11 protein-coding genes and 1 pseudogene are annotated in these 16,749 nt (G+C 38.1%); 7 read left to right on the forward strand and 5 right to left on the reverse strand.

Annotation, left to right across the window (positions count from 1 at the left end; genetic code table 11):
- Positions 1-78: 78 nt before the first annotated feature.
- Positions 79-1,041, reverse strand: a complete 963-nt coding sequence (locus tag Q4493_RS04700; RefSeq protein WP_303449754.1) for an FHA domain-containing protein — start codon at positions 1,039-1,041, stop codon at positions 79-81.
- Positions 1,032-2,285, reverse strand: a complete 1,254-nt coding sequence (locus Q4493_RS04705; RefSeq protein WP_303449755.1) for a serine protease — start codon at positions 2,283-2,285, stop codon at positions 1,032-1,034. Before Q4493_RS04705 ends, Q4493_RS04700 begins: the two co-directional genes overlap by 10 nt.
- Before the next feature lie 638 nt (positions 2,286-2,923).
- Here Q4493_RS04705 and Q4493_RS04710 point away from each other — a divergent pair.
- The 6 genes and pseudogenes from Q4493_RS04710 to Q4493_RS04735 all read left to right on the forward strand — a co-directional run.
- Positions 2,924-5,203: a TonB-dependent receptor gene (locus tag Q4493_RS04710; protein WP_303449756.1), complete on the forward strand. Its 2,280-nt coding sequence runs from the start codon at positions 2,924-2,926 to the stop codon at positions 5,201-5,203.
- A 192-nt stretch (positions 5,204-5,395) separates the two neighbouring features.
- Positions 5,396-5,620, forward strand: a complete 225-nt coding sequence (locus Q4493_RS04715) for a FeoA family protein (RefSeq protein ID WP_303449757.1) — start codon at positions 5,396-5,398, stop codon at positions 5,618-5,620.
- A complete protein-coding gene (gene feoB / locus Q4493_RS04720; protein WP_303449759.1) occupies positions 5,620-7,812 on the forward strand; it encodes a ferrous iron transport protein B in 2,193 nt (730 codons plus the stop codon). Before Q4493_RS04715 ends, feoB begins: the two co-directional genes overlap by 1 nt.
- Before the next feature lie 140 nt (positions 7,813-7,952).
- Positions 7,953-8,345: an MmcQ/YjbR family DNA-binding protein gene (locus tag Q4493_RS04725; protein WP_303449760.1), complete on the forward strand. Its 393-nt coding sequence runs from the start codon at positions 7,953-7,955 to the stop codon at positions 8,343-8,345.
- Between the two features lie 120 nt (positions 8,346-8,465).
- Positions 8,466-11,738, forward strand: coding sequence for a S41 family peptidase (locus Q4493_RS04730; protein ID WP_303449762.1), 3,273 nt, complete (start codon positions 8,466-8,468; stop codon positions 11,736-11,738).
- 74 nt (positions 11,739-11,812) lie between these two features.
- Positions 11,813-11,956 (forward strand): annotated as a pseudogene (locus Q4493_RS04735) (MmcQ/YjbR family DNA-binding protein); the annotation flags it as partial.
- A gap of 16 nt (positions 11,957-11,972) precedes the next feature.
- Here the strand turns inward: Q4493_RS04735 and Q4493_RS04740 are convergent.
- Entirely contained in the window at positions 11,973-12,692 is a 720-nt protein-coding gene (locus Q4493_RS04740) for a DUF6090 family protein (RefSeq protein ID WP_303449764.1), read from the reverse strand.
- 441 nt (positions 12,693-13,133) lie between these two features.
- On the opposite strand from Q4493_RS04740, the gene Q4493_RS04745 reads away from it, so the two are divergent.
- The gene (locus Q4493_RS04745; protein ID WP_303449766.1) at positions 13,134-15,170 is read left to right on the forward strand and encodes a S9 family peptidase; all 2,037 of its coding nucleotides are present in this window, start codon (positions 13,134-13,136) and stop codon (positions 15,168-15,170) included.
- Between the two features lie 95 nt (positions 15,171-15,265).
- Here Q4493_RS04745 and Q4493_RS04750 read toward each other — a convergent pair whose 3' ends face one another.
- Together Q4493_RS04750 and Q4493_RS04755 are read right to left on the reverse strand one after the other, a co-directional pair.
- Positions 15,266-15,769, reverse strand: coding sequence for a hypothetical protein (locus Q4493_RS04750; RefSeq protein ID WP_303449767.1), 504 nt, complete (start codon positions 15,767-15,769; stop codon positions 15,266-15,268).
- Positions 15,766-16,716, reverse strand: coding sequence for a DUF523 and DUF1722 domain-containing protein (locus tag Q4493_RS04755; RefSeq protein ID WP_303449768.1), 951 nt, complete (start codon positions 16,714-16,716; stop codon positions 15,766-15,768). Before Q4493_RS04755 ends, Q4493_RS04750 begins: the two co-directional genes overlap by 4 nt.
- Between the last annotated feature and the right edge of the window lie 33 nt (positions 16,717-16,749).

The raw sequence follows: 16,749 nt of genomic DNA on the forward strand, positions 1-16,749 counted from the left end.
TTATTGTGCCAATAAAAAAGCTCAAATATCTGCTAAATATTTGAGCTTGAATCATACTTAAAAGATGATTAAATTGATTTATTCATCTTTATTTTTTGTCGCTTGCACGTGTTTAAACAGGTCATTACTGTTTTCAATAAATTCATCGACATTATTGCTTGGCGCTAACATAAAGTTTGGCGTTAACAAGGTTGAATTAAATTGTGGTCTGACACTAAACTCAGGCTTTTTACTCAGTTGGATCAGGAAGGTACCGCCAAATAATAACGTTGTTAGAGAAGCTGCAACGACTACTCTTCTCACTTTACTCATATGGAAACCTATATGGCAATTTAGCCAAAATAAACAAAAAGCTAAAGCTATAGGCAGTACGATGATCAAATGAGGCATGAAAGATTGGCTTGATGTATTGAAATTTACCAATGCTTCAAGAAAATCAATTACCCAACTTAAATTATAAAAAACAAAACAAATACCTAATTGCGTAAAAACTCGCGCGTCATGCTTGGTTAAATGCGACACTAAGGCAACGGCTGCTGGCCAAATGGCAAACATTAAAGTTATACCGACCGCCGGTACAAATAATTGGGTAAAGTTTACTTCTTTAGGGTTATTTAAAAAGAACATCCAACCGGTTAACAGTGCAAATATCACGACGTTAATAGTCAACACTAGTGGCTGTTTAGTTAAGTTGATTAAGTTTTCAAATGGACTCAGCGTGATACTGTCAACAACAGGATGATGAGGGAAAACAATTCGGATCTGGCTTTTACCTATGGTGACAACATCACCAGAATGAATAATATGGCCATTGGCGGGTTTTTTTCCTTCCCCCAAAAAACAGCCATTTATACTATTTAAATCAACCACTCGCCAATTTTCACCGTCAAATTCTATTGATAAGTGCTCAGCACAAACATGGGGGTCGGATAAAATAATATCGCTATGATAGCCACGACCAATGCTAATGCTATTCTTATTGAATTTATGACGGCCTAATAATTTTTGACCTCGGCTGATCTCTTCGATAATTATTTCCATGAGACAGACTCCATAAATTTCTTAGTAAACGCTTGCGCACTTTTTTGTGAAATACCTGCGAAGGTGAAGTGACTTAACAGAGCTTGGTCATGTCTGTCTATTGAAACTCCTAGATAAATAACATCGTATAAGTCGGAAAAGCCTTTATAGGCTCGTGTACAAAAAACGGCTTTATTATTAATTTTTTGGTGCTCGGGCATGATAATGTCATGTTGACATTCAAACTCTGAAACATCATCTTTGCCAGCTTTATTGCCTGGCATTACACGGGCAATCTGGCGTTGAAATAATTGATAAAACTTAGTGTCTGTTAACTTTTTCGCTTGCATGAAACGGTATTCCATTTCTAAAGAACCAGTGAAAAAATTACTAGCGATATAAGTGTTTTCATCTAACGAACAGTTGGCGACTGCAAGCATAATAAGCGCGTCATCTTTATCAGCGTTTGATTCTCCCCAGCAACGAATAAAAGGTACATCAATAGTAGGTATCAAACCTTCACCCAGCTTTTTCAATTGCCAGTCACTTTTTAATAAGGTTTCAACCAATTCTTTTTGATTGGCAAGCAGTTGGCTCTCCATTTGTTCATCGATGGTTAACAAGTCTCCTTGCTGATATTGAGAAATTAATGCTAATAATTTGTCATGAGGAACTAAGAAGCCGATTTGATTGCCTGATGTGGCAACATTGACACCTACTACTTGAGTATCTTTGTTGACAACAGGGCCACCACTCATGCCTGAGTTGACCGAGCCAGTAAAATGGATGCGGTCGTTAAAAGATTCTTTTTTAAGTCCGTTATAAGTACCCGGAACGACTATCATGCCTAGATCATGAGGATTTCCTAACGAATAAAGTTCTTCACCTTTTACGGGAATACTTTGCGAGATTTCAAAAAACGGCATTTCACCATCTACTTCTCGTTTAACTAGTGCTAAGTCATTGATAACATCAATGCTTTTTAACGTAAGCAGTGCTTTATTACCTTTATTATCTAAATACTCAATACGGTATTTTTCAGGATGTCGAGCAAAGCTAGAAATAACATGATAATTCGTCGCAATTAATCCATCACTGCTAATTTGAAAACCTGAACCAATGGACGATTTTTCTCCACTGGCTTTATCAATTAACCTTATTTGATAAAGCGATGGCGCAAGTTGTTTGAAAATGGTTTCTGCTTGTTCAACAGCAACACTGATCTGGCTGACCAGTATTAGAAACAAACCTATTAAGCCTTTCATTTACTATCCTTTTTATTTACCACAAGACTATTGTGCCATTGTTGCAGTAATTGTCATTAATTATCGGCACAAATTAGTCGATGAAATAGTATAACAAAGTACATTAGTACAAAAATGATTAATGTTTACTAGGGCGTGTTGATCTTTCGCGATGATTTTTGCAACTGTTTGTTTGGTATTTATACAAAGCATTGCGAATGATATGTGGTTATTCCACCTCAATGAGCAAAAATGCAGTAGAAATGACAAACAAACGTTGCCCGAAGGGTTCAATTAAAAGCCATTTTTTATTCGTTGTTCGCTATTTACATGGAACAACCATGCTACTTAACTCACGCCTTGAATAAATGGCTTTTATTTTGAACAAAATTTAACCTCGAAAGGTCAACACGCCCTAGTGTTAGCTGATAAAAAGTGGGGTTATATTCTCATAAATAGGTGTTAAATTTAATCTAGATTCACACTTATATGTAACAATTTTATAGGCTATTAATCTTTTATAAATCAGCGGGTTTGATGTATATCAAGTTTGTAGTTGATTATCTGCGACATTATGTCGCACTTTCTCATGTTCTCTTTGTTTTCATATTTATTTACTTACAAAATAACCCTAATTAAAACAGCTAAGTGATTTATTGATGAAATATCCCCAAAAATTTTTCCGAATTAAAGCAAGTGCATTTGCCGTTAAAACGGTATTGCTTACCGCGTCTATTTTTTCTAACCAAAGTTGGGCTGAAGAACTTAAAGTTATTGAAAAAGAGAAACTAAAAAATATCGAAGTGATCACTATAACCAATCAACGTCATCATCTTGGATTAGAAAATAACGAAAGTTACGCCCAAGGTAAAACTACGGAGCCTGATTTAGCTAATTGGTTAACCTCTGTGCCGGGAGCTAATGTAAATTCGAATGGGCCGGTCACGGGGATTGCTCAATATCGTGGTCTTTATGGCGATAGAATATCTGCAACTTTAAATGGGCATACGATAATCGGTGCAGGTCCAAATGCCATGGATACTCCGTTAAGTTATTCAACGCCATTAATTGTTGATGCTATGACTGTATATCGAGGTATTGCACCTGTTTCCGTAGGAATGAACACCTTAGGTGGCGCTATTGATATTACAATGCGCAAAGCAGAGGCAACTCATAACCATAATTGGCAAACCACGGGCGATATTCAAACCGGTATTCGAAGCAATAATAACGCGGGCACGTTATCTTCTGTCGTCAATCTTGCTAAGGGAGATTTTGCTGGTTTGTTTTATGGCAATTGGCAAGCAGGCGATAGTATGGAAAGTGGCAAAGGAGATGAAATATCGCCAACAGATTTTGAAAAACGCCAATTTGGCACCGACTTACGCTTTTTTGGCAACGCAAGTGAAGCGGGATTTACTTACCACTATACCGATACTCAAGATTCAGGCACGCCAGCTTTGCCCATGGATATTGAATATATTTTTAGTCATCGCTTGAACTTAGATGGTCAGTTGATGCTAGGGGCTTGGCAAGCTAATTGGTTATTAGGTTACATTGATGCTGATCATGGCATGACAAACTTTTTGATGCGAACCAATGATGACCCTACGAAATACCGACGCAATAACGCCAGTGCAACAACAACCGATTTTAAGTTAACGCTTGAACAAACGTTTTCATATGGCGATTTACGTATCGGTGTTGATGGATACTTAGCTGAGCATGATTCAGTGATCACAAATCCCAATAATATGATGTTCGAGGTCGTTAACTTTAATGGTGTTGAAGACAATCGTTTTGGGGCTTTCATTGAGTGGCACCAACAATATGATGCTACCCAAGTTCAATTAGGACTTCGTTATAAACGTGCCGAAGCCAATGCTGACGAAGTTGCTACTTCAATGGCAATGATGATGCAGATGCCAAACGATATGGATATGGATATGGGCATGGGTAATGACATGGACATGGATAGTGGTATGGGCATGGATGACAACATGGACATAAATGATGGTATGGATATGGATGGCGCTATGCCAATGCCGACTATGTCAGAACTTGCAATTGATTTACGTGATGGATTTAATCATGCCGATAGAAGTGTTACTGACAACAATGTTGATATTGCTTTAAGTATCGATACCCAATTAAGTGACATGTTGTCACTGTACATTGGCTTAGGTTTAAAAAATAGAGCACCTTCTTATCAAGAAAGATATTTATGGACTCCAATGGAAGCTACCGGAGGTCTGGCTGACGGTAATACTTATATTGGTAATATTAATCTTAAATCTGAAACGGCCCAACAATTAGATTTAGGTTTAACCTATCAATCAAAAAGTGCTCGTTTTGCCCCACATATTTTCTATCAAAAAATTGATGATTACATTCAAGGTATCCCTTTAGGGATGAATGATATGTCGGCAAGTATGATGGCGAATATGATGTCTGGCGATGACAACCCGCTACAGTTTAATAACGTTGATGCCAAATTATACGGTGTCGATCTAGATGGGTATGTTCAAGTTGATGAGCATTTTCGTATTTCGGCGATTGTAAGCTATGTAAGGGGCGAACGTCGTGATATTAGTGATAACTTGTACCGTATTGCACCGTTAAACGGTCAAGTGAATGCGAGCTTTTCAAATGAAAACTGGTCAACGAATCTTGCATTTGTCTTTGCTGACTCTACGGATAATGTTTCTGTGACAAATGATGAACAAACGAGTGCTGGCTACGGGTTAATTAATGTTGACTTACAGTATTATGTTAATAATCAAATCACCTTAAGAGCAGGCGTAGATAATGTCTTTGACAAAGAATATCGGAATCATTTAGGTGGTTACAATCGGGTTAAAGGAACGGATATTTCTGTAATGGACAGACTTCCGTCTGAAGGAATAAGTGGTTGGGCTGAGTTGACCTATACTTTTTAACTAGCCGCTTGTTGCTCAGTTTACTTGCTTGCGATGCTGACACTAACATCGCAAGCATTTTTAGGGTTAACCATATTAAAAATTACGTCGACGCCCCTGATTTTAATTAAGCAAAAACGATCTTTTATTGCTCAACTTTTTATTTTCAAGTAATATGAATGATAATCATTATTATTAATATGTTAGGCTGATATGACGCTTTCACAATTAGCACGCGCTCAACGTGCTGTCATTCGTAAACTTCCTGAAAACTTTGACTTAACAACTAAGTTGATAGAGCAAGGTTTTGCCCTTAAAACGGAAGTGACGCTTGCACATAAAGCCCCATTTAATGGCCCGATTGCCTATAATCTTCACGGTACCAAAATTTGCATTGCCCCGAGTGTTGCCCAGCAAATAGGGATCGAAATCGTCTAATGTCTCATCAATTACATATTGCTTTAGTTGGCTTTGCTAATTCAGGAAAAAGTACTTTCTTTAATGCCTTAAGTGGTGCAAAACAAAAAACAGGAAATTGGTCGGGTGTAACGGTTGCGACAAAGCAGCAGACGTTTTTATTCAATGGTCAAGAAACCTTGTTAACTGATTTACCAGGTATTAGTTCATTATCAGCACGCACCAATCAAGGAAAAGATTTATCTATAACGCAAAATTTTCTCAAAGAAGAAAAAATTGATTGCTTAATTAATATTGTCGACGCAACTCAATTAAAACGTCAGCTGTACCTAACCACTCAATTGTTGGAGTTAGGTTTACCCGTTTTAGTCGTACTTAATAAAATTGACAGAAAAGAAGCTGCAAATGTTGATACGGCATTGATGTCAAAAGCGCTTGGTTGTCCTGTGATTATCGGCAATAGCTTAAAGCGAAATATTACGGAAAAAGTTGCGGAGGTATTGCAATCTACCCCTACTAAATCGACACAAATAAAAGCTCTTAATTTACCTGAAGATGTTATCGTTTCGCAAAAAGCAGACAATGTTCACTTACATCAATTAGAGCAGGGTGATTGTAACTCTGCAGGCTGTAATGCAAAAAATGATAATGCGCTTGCGATCATGCAGGCACGTTATGAATTTATTCAACAGTTATTAACTCAGGTGCAAAATCCTAGCGAAAGTACGACTCGTTTTAGCGATAAATTAGATCAGGTTATTTTACACCCTTGGCTTGGTGTACCGGTATTTCTTGGCATGATGTATTTATTGTTTATGTTTGCCATCAACGTAGGTAGTGCCTTTATCGATTTTTTTGATATTTTAGCGGGCGCGATATTTGTTGATTATCCACAGCAATGGCTAGCAGAACTTGGTACACCACAATGGATATTAACCATTATCGAAGGCGCGGGCTTGGGCTTGCAAACAGTCGCCACTTTTATTCCGGTAATTGCCTGTTTGTTTATTGGTTTATCGATATTAGAAAGTAGTGGTTATTTAGCACGGGCGGCATTTGTTGTTGATTCTGCCATGCAAAGAATTGGCTTGCCTGGTAAAGCGTTTGTGCCATTAATTGTTGGTTTTGGTTGTACTGTGCCAGCCGTTATGTCGGCGCGTATTCTCGATAGTGAACGAGAACGCATTACTACGATTATGATGTCTCCTTTTATGTCTTGTGGAGCAAGGTTACCGGTTTATGCGCTCTTTGCCGCCGCTTTTTTTCCTGAGTCAGGTCAAAATTTAGTATTTTTGCTTTATTTAATTGGTATCGCAGCAGCGTTATTTACCGGACTTCTACTTAAACATACCGTATTAATGGGCACTAACTCCGTTAATATTATGGAATTACCTTTATATGAAATACCTAAGCTTTCTTATTTAATTCAACGAGTGACACAACGAACACGCTCGTTTATTGTTGGTGCCGGAAAAACAATCGTTATTGTGGTGTGTGTTTTAAACTTTTTTAACTCGTTGGGCACTGATGGCAAGTTTGGGCATCATGACTCTCAAGACTCCTTATTAAGTCAAAGTGCGCAAGTGGTTACTCCGCTTTTAGCGCCTATGGGCATTAAAGAAGATAACTGGCAAGCGAGTGTTGGGATTATCACCGGTATTTTTGCCAAAGAAGCGTTAGTGGCAACGTTTAATAGTTTATATGCCGTACCATCACAAGAAGAAGAAGCGTTATCTTCATTGAGTGATTTATGGTCAGCTGCGACAGGTTCTATTAAAGAAAACTTGTTAGGCATTGAAGCGGATGATCCTTTAGGCACTGATATTGGTGATGTTTCAACGATTGAAATTGCCGCAGAGGAACAAGGAGTAGATGAAACTACTTTTACTGTGATGCAAGCAGCATTTGTTGGAAAAATTGGTGCCTTTAGTTATTTATTGTTTATTCTACTTTATACACCGTGTGCCGCGGCAATGGGCGCGATTAAAAGTGAAGTGGGTACACGCTGGGCAAGTTTTGCTGCTTTATGGAGTATTACCTTAGCTTATTTAGTGGCTACTTTTGTATATCAGCTTGCTACTTTTACTGAAGCTCCACTTATTGCAGGTACCATTTTACTTATGGTGATTAGTGTTTTTGTGGCAATTTATAGTTGGCTAAAACGCTTCGGAAAAAATATTTTAACCATACCGACACAAGTGTCTTATCATTAATTTAAATAGATGCTAGCAACTACAAAAAAAGCAGGACTTAGTTCTGCTTTTTTTGTCGCTAAAATTGGTTTTCCTTGCCAAGACAAACCTTAGCTTATACTTTAAACGATTGGATAAATTCTTAACAATAAGGAAGGCTAATGGTTGAGCAAATTGCTGAAAAGTACTTACTATCAAAACCCGAAACCTCCATGTATTATCCGTTTGGAGATGGCGTGAAAGTCTTTCGTGTGAAAGAAAAAATGTTCGCGACGTTAGCCCTTGGTACCGGAAAAGAAAAAGGTACTAACGGGAAAATGGCAGGTCATTATTGTATCAATTTAAAATGTGATCCAGATGAAGCGATTATGTTGCGTGATATCTTTCCATCAGTAATCCCCGGTTATCATATGAATAAAGCGCAATGGAACACGATAATTTTAGATGGTTCAATCCCAGAAGGTGAAGTTGAGCGGATGATTGATAATTCCTATATGTTAGTGGTTAGTAAAATGACCAAGAAGGATCAAGCATCGATCTTATTGCATGTATAAAGTAAGTCTGAGGTAAATATTTTTTCTATGGATAATTGTTATTGATTACATTGGCTAAAAACTAATCTATAGTAAGCTTGGTGTTGTCGTCATCCTATTAACAATAAAAAGAAATCCATTATGAAAAAATTGCTCAATTATTTGCTCGTTTTGTCACTGTTTATTCCTGCATTTTCTTTTGCAAAAGATACTCGATTATTACGGCAACCTGATATTAGTGATAAAAACATCGCTTTTGTTTATGGTGGAGACATTTGGACGTCAAATTTGAATGGCCAAGATGTGCGACGTATTACCAGCACGCCAGCTGTTGAAAGTGATCCTCATTTTTCGCCTGACGGTAAAACCATCGCGTTTACTTCAAATCGCTCTGGTACTGCGTCGGTTTATACAGTTTCGCTTCTAGGTGAAAATCTTAAACGGTTAACCTGGCATGCTAGTTCAGCTTATGTTCGAGGGTGGACACCTGATGGAGAATCAGTGCTATATGCTTCCTCAAGGGAAACGGCACCTAAAAGCTACTTACGCTTGTGGAGAATTCCACATGAGGGGGGAGTCTCAAAGCTTGTAAGCAAACAATGGGCATATAATGGCGCTTTTTCGAATGACGGTAAAACATTAGTGATTGACCGTATGTCACGCTGGGATGTCGAATGGCGAAACTATCGAGGTGGACAAAATACGTCATTAGTCTTGCTTGATGTAAAAAGTAAGGCAGAAACTAATATTCCAAATGAATCAACCATAGATATTGAGCCTGTATGGTTAGGCGATACCGTATATTTTTTATCAGACCGAGACTGGATCTCTAATATTTGGTCTTACTCGCCAAAAAGTAAACAACTGAAGCAAATCACGCATTTTAAGCAAAACGATGTTAAGCAACTCTCTTCTAACGGCAAATTATTAGCTTTTGAACAAAATGGTTATATCCATACCTTTGACGTTAGTAAGAAAGAGCCAAAGCAATTAAATATAGCTGTATATGGTGATTTTCCTTGGGCAGAAACTGTTTGGCAAGATGTCAGTAAATCAGCCGGCTCAGGCTCATTATCTCCGTCTGGCAAAAGAGCGTTATTTTCATCGCGCGGTGAAGTATTTACTGTGCCTGTTGAACATGGCTCTACGCGCAATATTACGCGAAGTTCTAACGCTGCCGACCGCGCGCCCATATGGTCGCCAAAAGGTGATCAAATCGCATGGTTTTCAGATAAAGACGAAAAAGGCTACCGCTTGATGTTGCAAAACCAAGACGGTTTAACGCCAGCAAAAGCTATTTCAATCGGTGAGTCGAAAATGGCGTGGGAACCCACTTGGTCGCCCGATGGGAAATTTATTGCCTTTGTTGATGATGATGTGCGTTTTCGCTTGCTTGATTTACGTTCAGAAAAAATAACGACGATTGATGTAGGCGGTAATAACCTTGAACGTGGTGATAGTGGCTTGGTCTGGTCGCCTGATTCAAAATGGTTGGCCTATTCAAAAACAGCATCGAATAGTTTTCGACAAATTATGATTTGGTCAGCACATGACAACAGTGTAAAGCCGTTAACGAATAAGTTTGCTGATTCAAATTCACCCTCTTGGGATCAAAACGGTAAATATATTTACTTTCTTGCGAGTACTGATTTCGGACTACAAAGTAGTTGGGCAAATACAAGCTCAATGTCAGCAAGTTCAGAGTATGTGCCTTATATAGTCAATTTAACGAAAGAAGAAGACTCACCATTCACCCCGCGAAGTGATGAAGAAGAAGCGGCTTCAACAGATGAAAAATCACCTGATGAGAAAAAGAGGGATGAAAAATCTGATGACAAGGCTAAAGACAAAGATAAAAAAGATGATGAAAAACCTGTCGTAATTGATTTTGACAATATAGAAAGGCGTATCGTGGCATTGCCAATGCCTGCGGCAGATTATCGCTTTACCCTTCATGGCGCCGCAGGAGAAGTTTTTATTGCGCAGCGTAAACCTAATGCTAAAACGATGGAACTTCATAAATTCACGTTAAAAAGTCGTGAAAGCAAACCCTATATTAGCGGTGTTAATTCAGCCGTAATTTCAGCCGACAATAAAAAATTGCTCGTGCAGGCAAAAGATAACTGGCATGTACTCGATGCGAGTAAAGAAGAAGAAAAACTCGCTAAGCCTTTAAATGTTAGCTTAAAAATGAAGCTTGATAGAGTCGCTGAATGGCGCCAAATGTTTGTCGAAGCATGGCGTTATCAACGTGACTATTTCTATGATCCCAATATGCATGGTCGAGACTGGCTGGAGGTATTTAAACGATACGAGCCACTTGTTGCATATATCAAGCATCGCACTGATTTAACCTATGTATTAGATCAAGTAAATGGTGAACTTTCTGTAGGGCATAGCTTCGTTTTTGGTGGCGATTATCCAGAGGTTGAAACCTCATCAGCTGGCTTATTAGGCGCCGATTTAAAACAAGGCAACACGCATTGGCAAATTGAGCGGATTTTTACGACGGAAAGTTGGAACCCCAAATTAAAAGGCCCACTTGACCAACCAGGTTTGAAAGTCGAGGAAGGCAATTATTTAGTTGGTATTAATGGTCAAGAAATAACTCAACAAGAGAATATTTATCAATACCTTGATGGCACTGTGTCTCAGCAAACCGTTTTACATATCAATAATAAAGAGACATTCAAAGGGGCATGGCAAGTTACTGTAGAGCCAATTGCTAGTGAAAATTCTTTGCGTCAACGCGCATGGGTAGAAGATAACCGTGCGTTGGTAGACAAACTATCGGATGGTAAGCTCGCCTATGTTTGGGTGCCTAATACATCAACTCAAGGTTTCGTGTCATTTAATCGTTATTATTTTGCACAGCAAGATAAATTAGGTGCTGTGATTGATGAGCGATTTAATGGCGGCGGTTTACTCGATGATTATATGGTTGATTTAATTGGGAGGAAATTACGTGCTGCACTGACCAATGAAGTGCCTAACGGTCAGCCTTTGCAATTACCTGCTGGTATAAAAGGTCCTAAAGTATTATTAATTAATGAACTTTCTGGCTCAGGTGGCGACTTTTTCCCATGGGCATTTCGCCAACAAAAGCTCGGCAAGTTAATCGGTACCACAACATGGGGTGGGTTAGTTAAATCATCGGTGCATTATAGGCTTGTTGATGGGGGGGCATTAACTGCTCCAGATAACGCCGTTTTTGATCCCATCGCCAATGAATGGGTTGCTGAAAACAAAGGTGTTGTACCTGATATTGAAGTGTATCAAGATGCTAAATCGTTAGATGTTGGCAAAGACCCTCAACTAGAACGAGCCGTTGTAGAATTATTGATTGAGCTCGAAGGTAAACCCGTAAGAGCAATTCAACCACCTAAATTCTCAACACCTGCTATTAAAAAGTAGTATTGCTATCACCCCTAAACGTTTTCAACGTTTAGGGGTGATAGGTATCAAAAAAGTATCTCAAAAGAGTAGATATGAATAAAGCGCAATGGAACACGATAATTTTAGATGGCTCAATCCCACAAGGTGAAATTGAGCGGATGATTGATAATTCCTATATGTTGGTAGTCAGTAAAATGACTAAGAAAGATCAAAAATCAATCTTGATTCATTTATAAACTATATTACCAAGCTTTATATTTTAATTTTATTAGGCGTATTATCTATGTAGGTTTTAACCTTTTCAAATCGTATAGCGAGATCTTCTCGTACTTGAGAAAACAACGAATGAGTATGTTGACTATTAGTCAGTATGATTAATAGGCTGCCATCTTTCAATAAACGCTCGAAATCGACATGAACAGTTGTGCCAGTTTTATCTATTTTAGGTTTTAATGTTATTAATCCCCTCGAATAATCAAGGTCGCTAATGTTTATTTGACGAAAATAGTCGATATAGCTTTTTTCAGCTTCAACCGCCGCTTCGACGGAGAATAGAAGTGCCTTTAATTCTGGGTCATTAATGAGTGCGATATCCCCTGTTGCTACTAAAGAATGATAAGTGCTCATTGAAATTCTAAGAGGTGGCAACTGAAACATAGTAATTATTGGGTCTTTAGCCTTACTTGAACTCGGTTCAATTGTACCGTCAATTATTCCTTTAACGACATAATCAAGTCCCGCTACTCGTTTTTTATGTGCATTCACGAGTAGTTTTATGTGCTCAATATTGCTTGATACTTCATTGTAGAGTTGGTTAAGAATAACTTTTTCTTTCTGGTTATTTATTCTTTCTTCATTCCAGCCATTGACCTGAATCGCGACAAATATGCCTAACACAACTACAAGGAAATCTATAAATGCAGCCCCCCAGTTCTGATGTTTTATCTTTTTAAATATACTAGAGGTAAGCATTGAATAATTTCCATTTATTTTTTAAGTGAAATTAGTATAACGTAATTGTTTGAATTTTTTACTTGAGGGAATTCATCATAGTAGTACTAACGATTACCTGAACAATGCGAAGTAGAATACGGTAATTTTAGCTGGCTCAATCTCACAAGATGAAATTGAGCGGGTGATTGACAATTTATATATGTTAGTGCTCAGAAAATGACTAGGTAAATTCAGCAATTAATTATGCGCCATTTTTGAATGTTAAAGCGTGCAGATTTCACCATTAAGTCTCAGTAAAAGTATATGATTATGATTAACTTTTTCGATTAAACCACTTATTTTCAAGGTAGAAGTACTCTCAGATAGGTGTCATCTTTACCTGTCTTCTATACAATTATTGATATTCTCCATTTATATGTAAATGTGAGAGCACTAAAACTTACTTTTTAAAGGTTTACTATGTATTTAATATCACGTTTTATTTTGCTCTTAGCTTTATTGAGTTCATCAATTGCTGTTTCAGCGAATGAATTATTTACTGCCGAAGATATTTTTTCATTGGAATATGCGAGTGATCCACAAATATCACCGGATGGTAGTCAAGTTGTCTATATTAGAAATTCACATGACATTATGACCGACGGTAAAAACACCAATTTGTGGTTGATTGATGTTAAATCTCAACAGCAGATCCCCTTGTTTTCTGATGACAAAAAATATTCGCAACCTCGTTGGTCTGCTGATGGTAAAAAAATTGCTTTTATCAGTAACATAACGGGTAGTTACCAAATTCATGTTCATTATCTTGAAGAAAATAAAACTGCTTTAGTCAGCCAATTACAGTCAAGAGTGTCAAACTTAACTTGGTCGCCAAATGGTAAGTGGCTAGCATTTACCCAAAAAGTACAAGAAGCCCCAACGGTTATCGCTAAAATGCCGAAAAAACCAAAGGGCGCAAAATGGAATAAACCTGTTATTGTGATTGATAAAGCTTATTATCAAGCCGATGGTAGTGGGTTAATTAAGCCGGGTTTTCAGCAAATATTTGTACTGCCAAGTGAAGGTGGCACCCCTCGTCAATTAACGCATGATAGCTTCCATCATCGAGGTACATTAGCATGGAGTAAAGATAATAATTCTATCGTTTTTTCAGCGAATAGATTGAAAGACTGGGAATATAAAAGGTTAGAAGGAAATTTATATCAAGTAGACGTTGCTAGTGGGGAATTAGTTGAACTTACCTCGTCTCCAGGCAAAGAGTACAACCCGGTATTTTCTGAAAATGGTAAGAAATTAGCGTTTTTATCTGGTTCAAATGCGTTAAACCCTTATCGAAATGCCAAACTGAATATTATGGACTGGAAGTCGAAAAAGGTTTCTACCATAGCTCAAGATTTTGATCGCTCGATTCGTGATCAGCAGTGGTTATCTAATTCTCGTTTAGCCTTTAGTTATGATGATTTTGGTAAGCGAAAGCTGGCAACTATTACGACGAAAGGTAAAATCGAAGATTTAACCGATACGCTTTCTGGCACAACATTAGGTCGTCCTTACATTAGCGGCAGTTTTACCGCTTCTACCAGTGGTAAAATGGCTTATACCCATGGAAATACTGCAAGCCCTTCTGATGTCGCTGTGATCACCACGTCGAAAAAATCATCGGTGTTAACGTCATTAAATGCAGATCTACTGGCACACAAAACCTTAGGCAAGGTTCATGAAGTAAATTACAAGTCTTCATTTGACGGCGAAAATATTCAAGGTTGGTATATTACGCCGCCAAACTTTGATCCGAAGAAAAAGTATCCCCTTATTTTAGAAATTCATGGTGGCCCACACTTAGCGTATGGTCCTAATTTTTCAGCAGAATTACAGCGTTTTGCCGCGCAAGGGTATGTTGTATTTTATAATAATCATCGTGGTAGTAGCTCTTACGGTGAACGTTTTGCGATGTTATTGAAGTATAAATATAGTTCGACAGAAGACTTCGCTGATCATGACTCTGGTGTTAATGCGATGATTGATTTAGGTTTTGTGGATGAGAACAATTTATTTATCGCTGGTGGCTCTGCTGGTGGTATAGCAACTGCGTACGCAATTGGCTTAACTGATCGCTTCTCTGCGGCGGTTGTTGCAAAACCTGTCATTAATTGGTTAAGTAAAGTGTTAACAGCAGATAGTGGTTTAGGACAAATACCAACCCAGTTTCCTGGCATGCCGTGGGATCACGTAGAGCATTATTGGCAACGTTCGCCGATGTCGTTAGTAGGTAATGTAACAACACCAACCATGTTAATTACCGGAGAAAAAGATCTACGAACGCCAATGGCGCAAACTGAACAATTTTACCAAGCGTTGAAACTACGAAAAATTGATACTGTGTTGGTAAAAGTTCCTGAGTCATACCATGGTATTGCAGCAAGACCCTCACGTATGATCACTAAGATAGAACATACCTTAGCATGGTTTGAAAAATATCGAACAAGCGAGAAGTAAAGGAACCGACAGGTAAATTAATGATAAAGCCATATTCTGAGAATATGGCTTTAATTTTATAAGAAAGGTATTTTGCTAGTCAGGGAAGTGCAAAGTTAGATATTTCTTGAATCATAACTCCAATGTAATAAGGCTTGACGTTGCTTTTTACGGCAACTAAAGTCATAAAGCTCACAAAACTTAGCCACCGCACTATAGTGTCTCTTAAAGGCTCGCCAGCGTTTAATTTGCCTAAGATCTTCTTCTTCGGTTCTGCGACCTAAATAATATCGGCAATACCATTGAAACCAGCCTCGAGGATCTTGAGGGTGTATCCAGCCATTTGCTTGCCATTGCGACAAACTTTGTGACGCATCGACAGAAAAATAATTCAAATTGATGTCTTTTTTAAACGGGCTTAATTTCGCGTCGATAAACCAATCGGCAGGAAACTCATTTTGGCAATCTGTTAAGTATTTCCCCCCAAAAACACCTAGGTTTAGCATTTCCTTTGGCGTGAGTTGCGGCATAAACAAATGATGAAAATTTTCACCTTCTTTTTCAGCTAACTCATACGAATAATTCTGCTGCATTTTATCGTTTACTTGAATAATGGTCATAAGCTATTTAGTAACATGAGTTCGCCCGGATGTGGGCTTAAGTAAAATGAATCCCCGATATAATCATTAGGGTACTTTCTAAAATGATGACGTAATAAGGTAATAGGTACAATAAGCGGTAAAAAACCTTTGCGATATTGCGCAATGGTTTCGTTAAGCTCTTGCTTATCATCAGCACTGATAAAGTTTTTTAGGTAGCCTTGAATATGCTGCAAAGTATTTGAATGATTTTGCTTAGTGGCTTTATTTTTTAAGAGCAGCATCACTTGAGTAAGATACTCGTTGGCCAATAAATCAATATCACTGTGTTGCTCGGCCAGTAACCTACCTAACGCTTTTAAGCCGAGCTGGTCATGGCTCATATAGATGTATTTGTGTTGTGCATGAAATTTTTGAATATCCGCCATGCTAATAGTTGATGCAGTCAGTTGTTGCCAACGATGGTAAATATAGACCCGTTGAATAAAGTTTTCTCTGATAATTAAATCATTTAAACGGCCTTCTTCTTCAACCGGTAAATTGGGAAAATTAGTCATTAATTGTCGTGCGTAAATCCCGACGCCGTTTCTTTCAGGCATCGAAGACTTATACACTTTTACTCTTTCCATTCCACAGCTAGGGGAGTCTTTTTTTAAGATATAGCCCGATAACGCTTGTTGCCAATGTTGTTGTTCGTCGGCAACATCGGCCAATTGTTCTGTGACATCAATTTCAGCATTTTTGGTCCCTACGCACTTGATCACATCGTTGTCATTGACTAATCGAATAGGCTCTCGTGGAATACCTAAACCTATGGCGACTTCGGGACAAAAAGGTGAAAATTCAAAATAATGACTCAGCACATTCACTAAATAATTATTTTTTTTATGTCCGGAATCAAAACGAACATTCTCTCCTAATAAGCAGCTACTAACGCCAATTTTTATTTTTATCAGTTCGTTATTCATGGTGATACATTAGCCTAAGCTAGCCTCTAGTAA

The sequence above is a fragment of the Colwellia sp. 1_MG-2023 genome (assembly GCF_030546755.1).
In the GTDB taxonomy this organism is placed as follows: Bacteria; Pseudomonadota; Gammaproteobacteria; order Enterobacterales; family Alteromonadaceae; genus Thalassotalea_H.

Coding starts and splice junctions, on each gene's coding strand:
- Q4493_RS04700 (WP_303449754.1), bottom strand. CDS start 1,041: ATGGAAATAATTATCGAAGAGATCAGCCGAGGTCAAAAATTATTAGGC.
- Q4493_RS04705 (WP_303449755.1), bottom strand. CDS start 2,285: ATGAAAGGCTTAATAGGTTTGTTTCTAATACTGGTCAGCCAGATCAGT.
- Q4493_RS04710 (WP_303449756.1), top strand. CDS start 2,924: ATGAAATATCCCCAAAAATTTTTCCGAATTAAAGCAAGTGCATTTGCC.
- Q4493_RS04715 (WP_303449757.1), top strand. CDS start 5,396: ATGACGCTTTCACAATTAGCACGCGCTCAACGTGCTGTCATTCGTAAA.
- feoB (WP_303449759.1), top strand. CDS start 5,620: ATGTCTCATCAATTACATATTGCTTTAGTTGGCTTTGCTAATTCAGGA.
- Q4493_RS04725 (WP_303449760.1), top strand. CDS start 7,953: ATGGTTGAGCAAATTGCTGAAAAGTACTTACTATCAAAACCCGAAACC.
- Q4493_RS04730 (WP_303449762.1), top strand. CDS start 8,466: ATGAAAAAATTGCTCAATTATTTGCTCGTTTTGTCACTGTTTATTCCT.
- Q4493_RS04740 (WP_303449764.1), bottom strand. CDS start 12,692: ATGCTTACCTCTAGTATATTTAAAAAGATAAAACATCAGAACTGGGGG.
- Q4493_RS04745 (WP_303449766.1), top strand. CDS start 13,134: ATGTATTTAATATCACGTTTTATTTTGCTCTTAGCTTTATTGAGTTCA.
- Q4493_RS04750 (WP_303449767.1), bottom strand. CDS start 15,769: ATGACCATTATTCAAGTAAACGATAAAATGCAGCAGAATTATTCGTAT.
- Q4493_RS04755 (WP_303449768.1), bottom strand. CDS start 16,716: ATGAATAACGAACTGATAAAAATAAAAATTGGCGTTAGTAGCTGCTTA.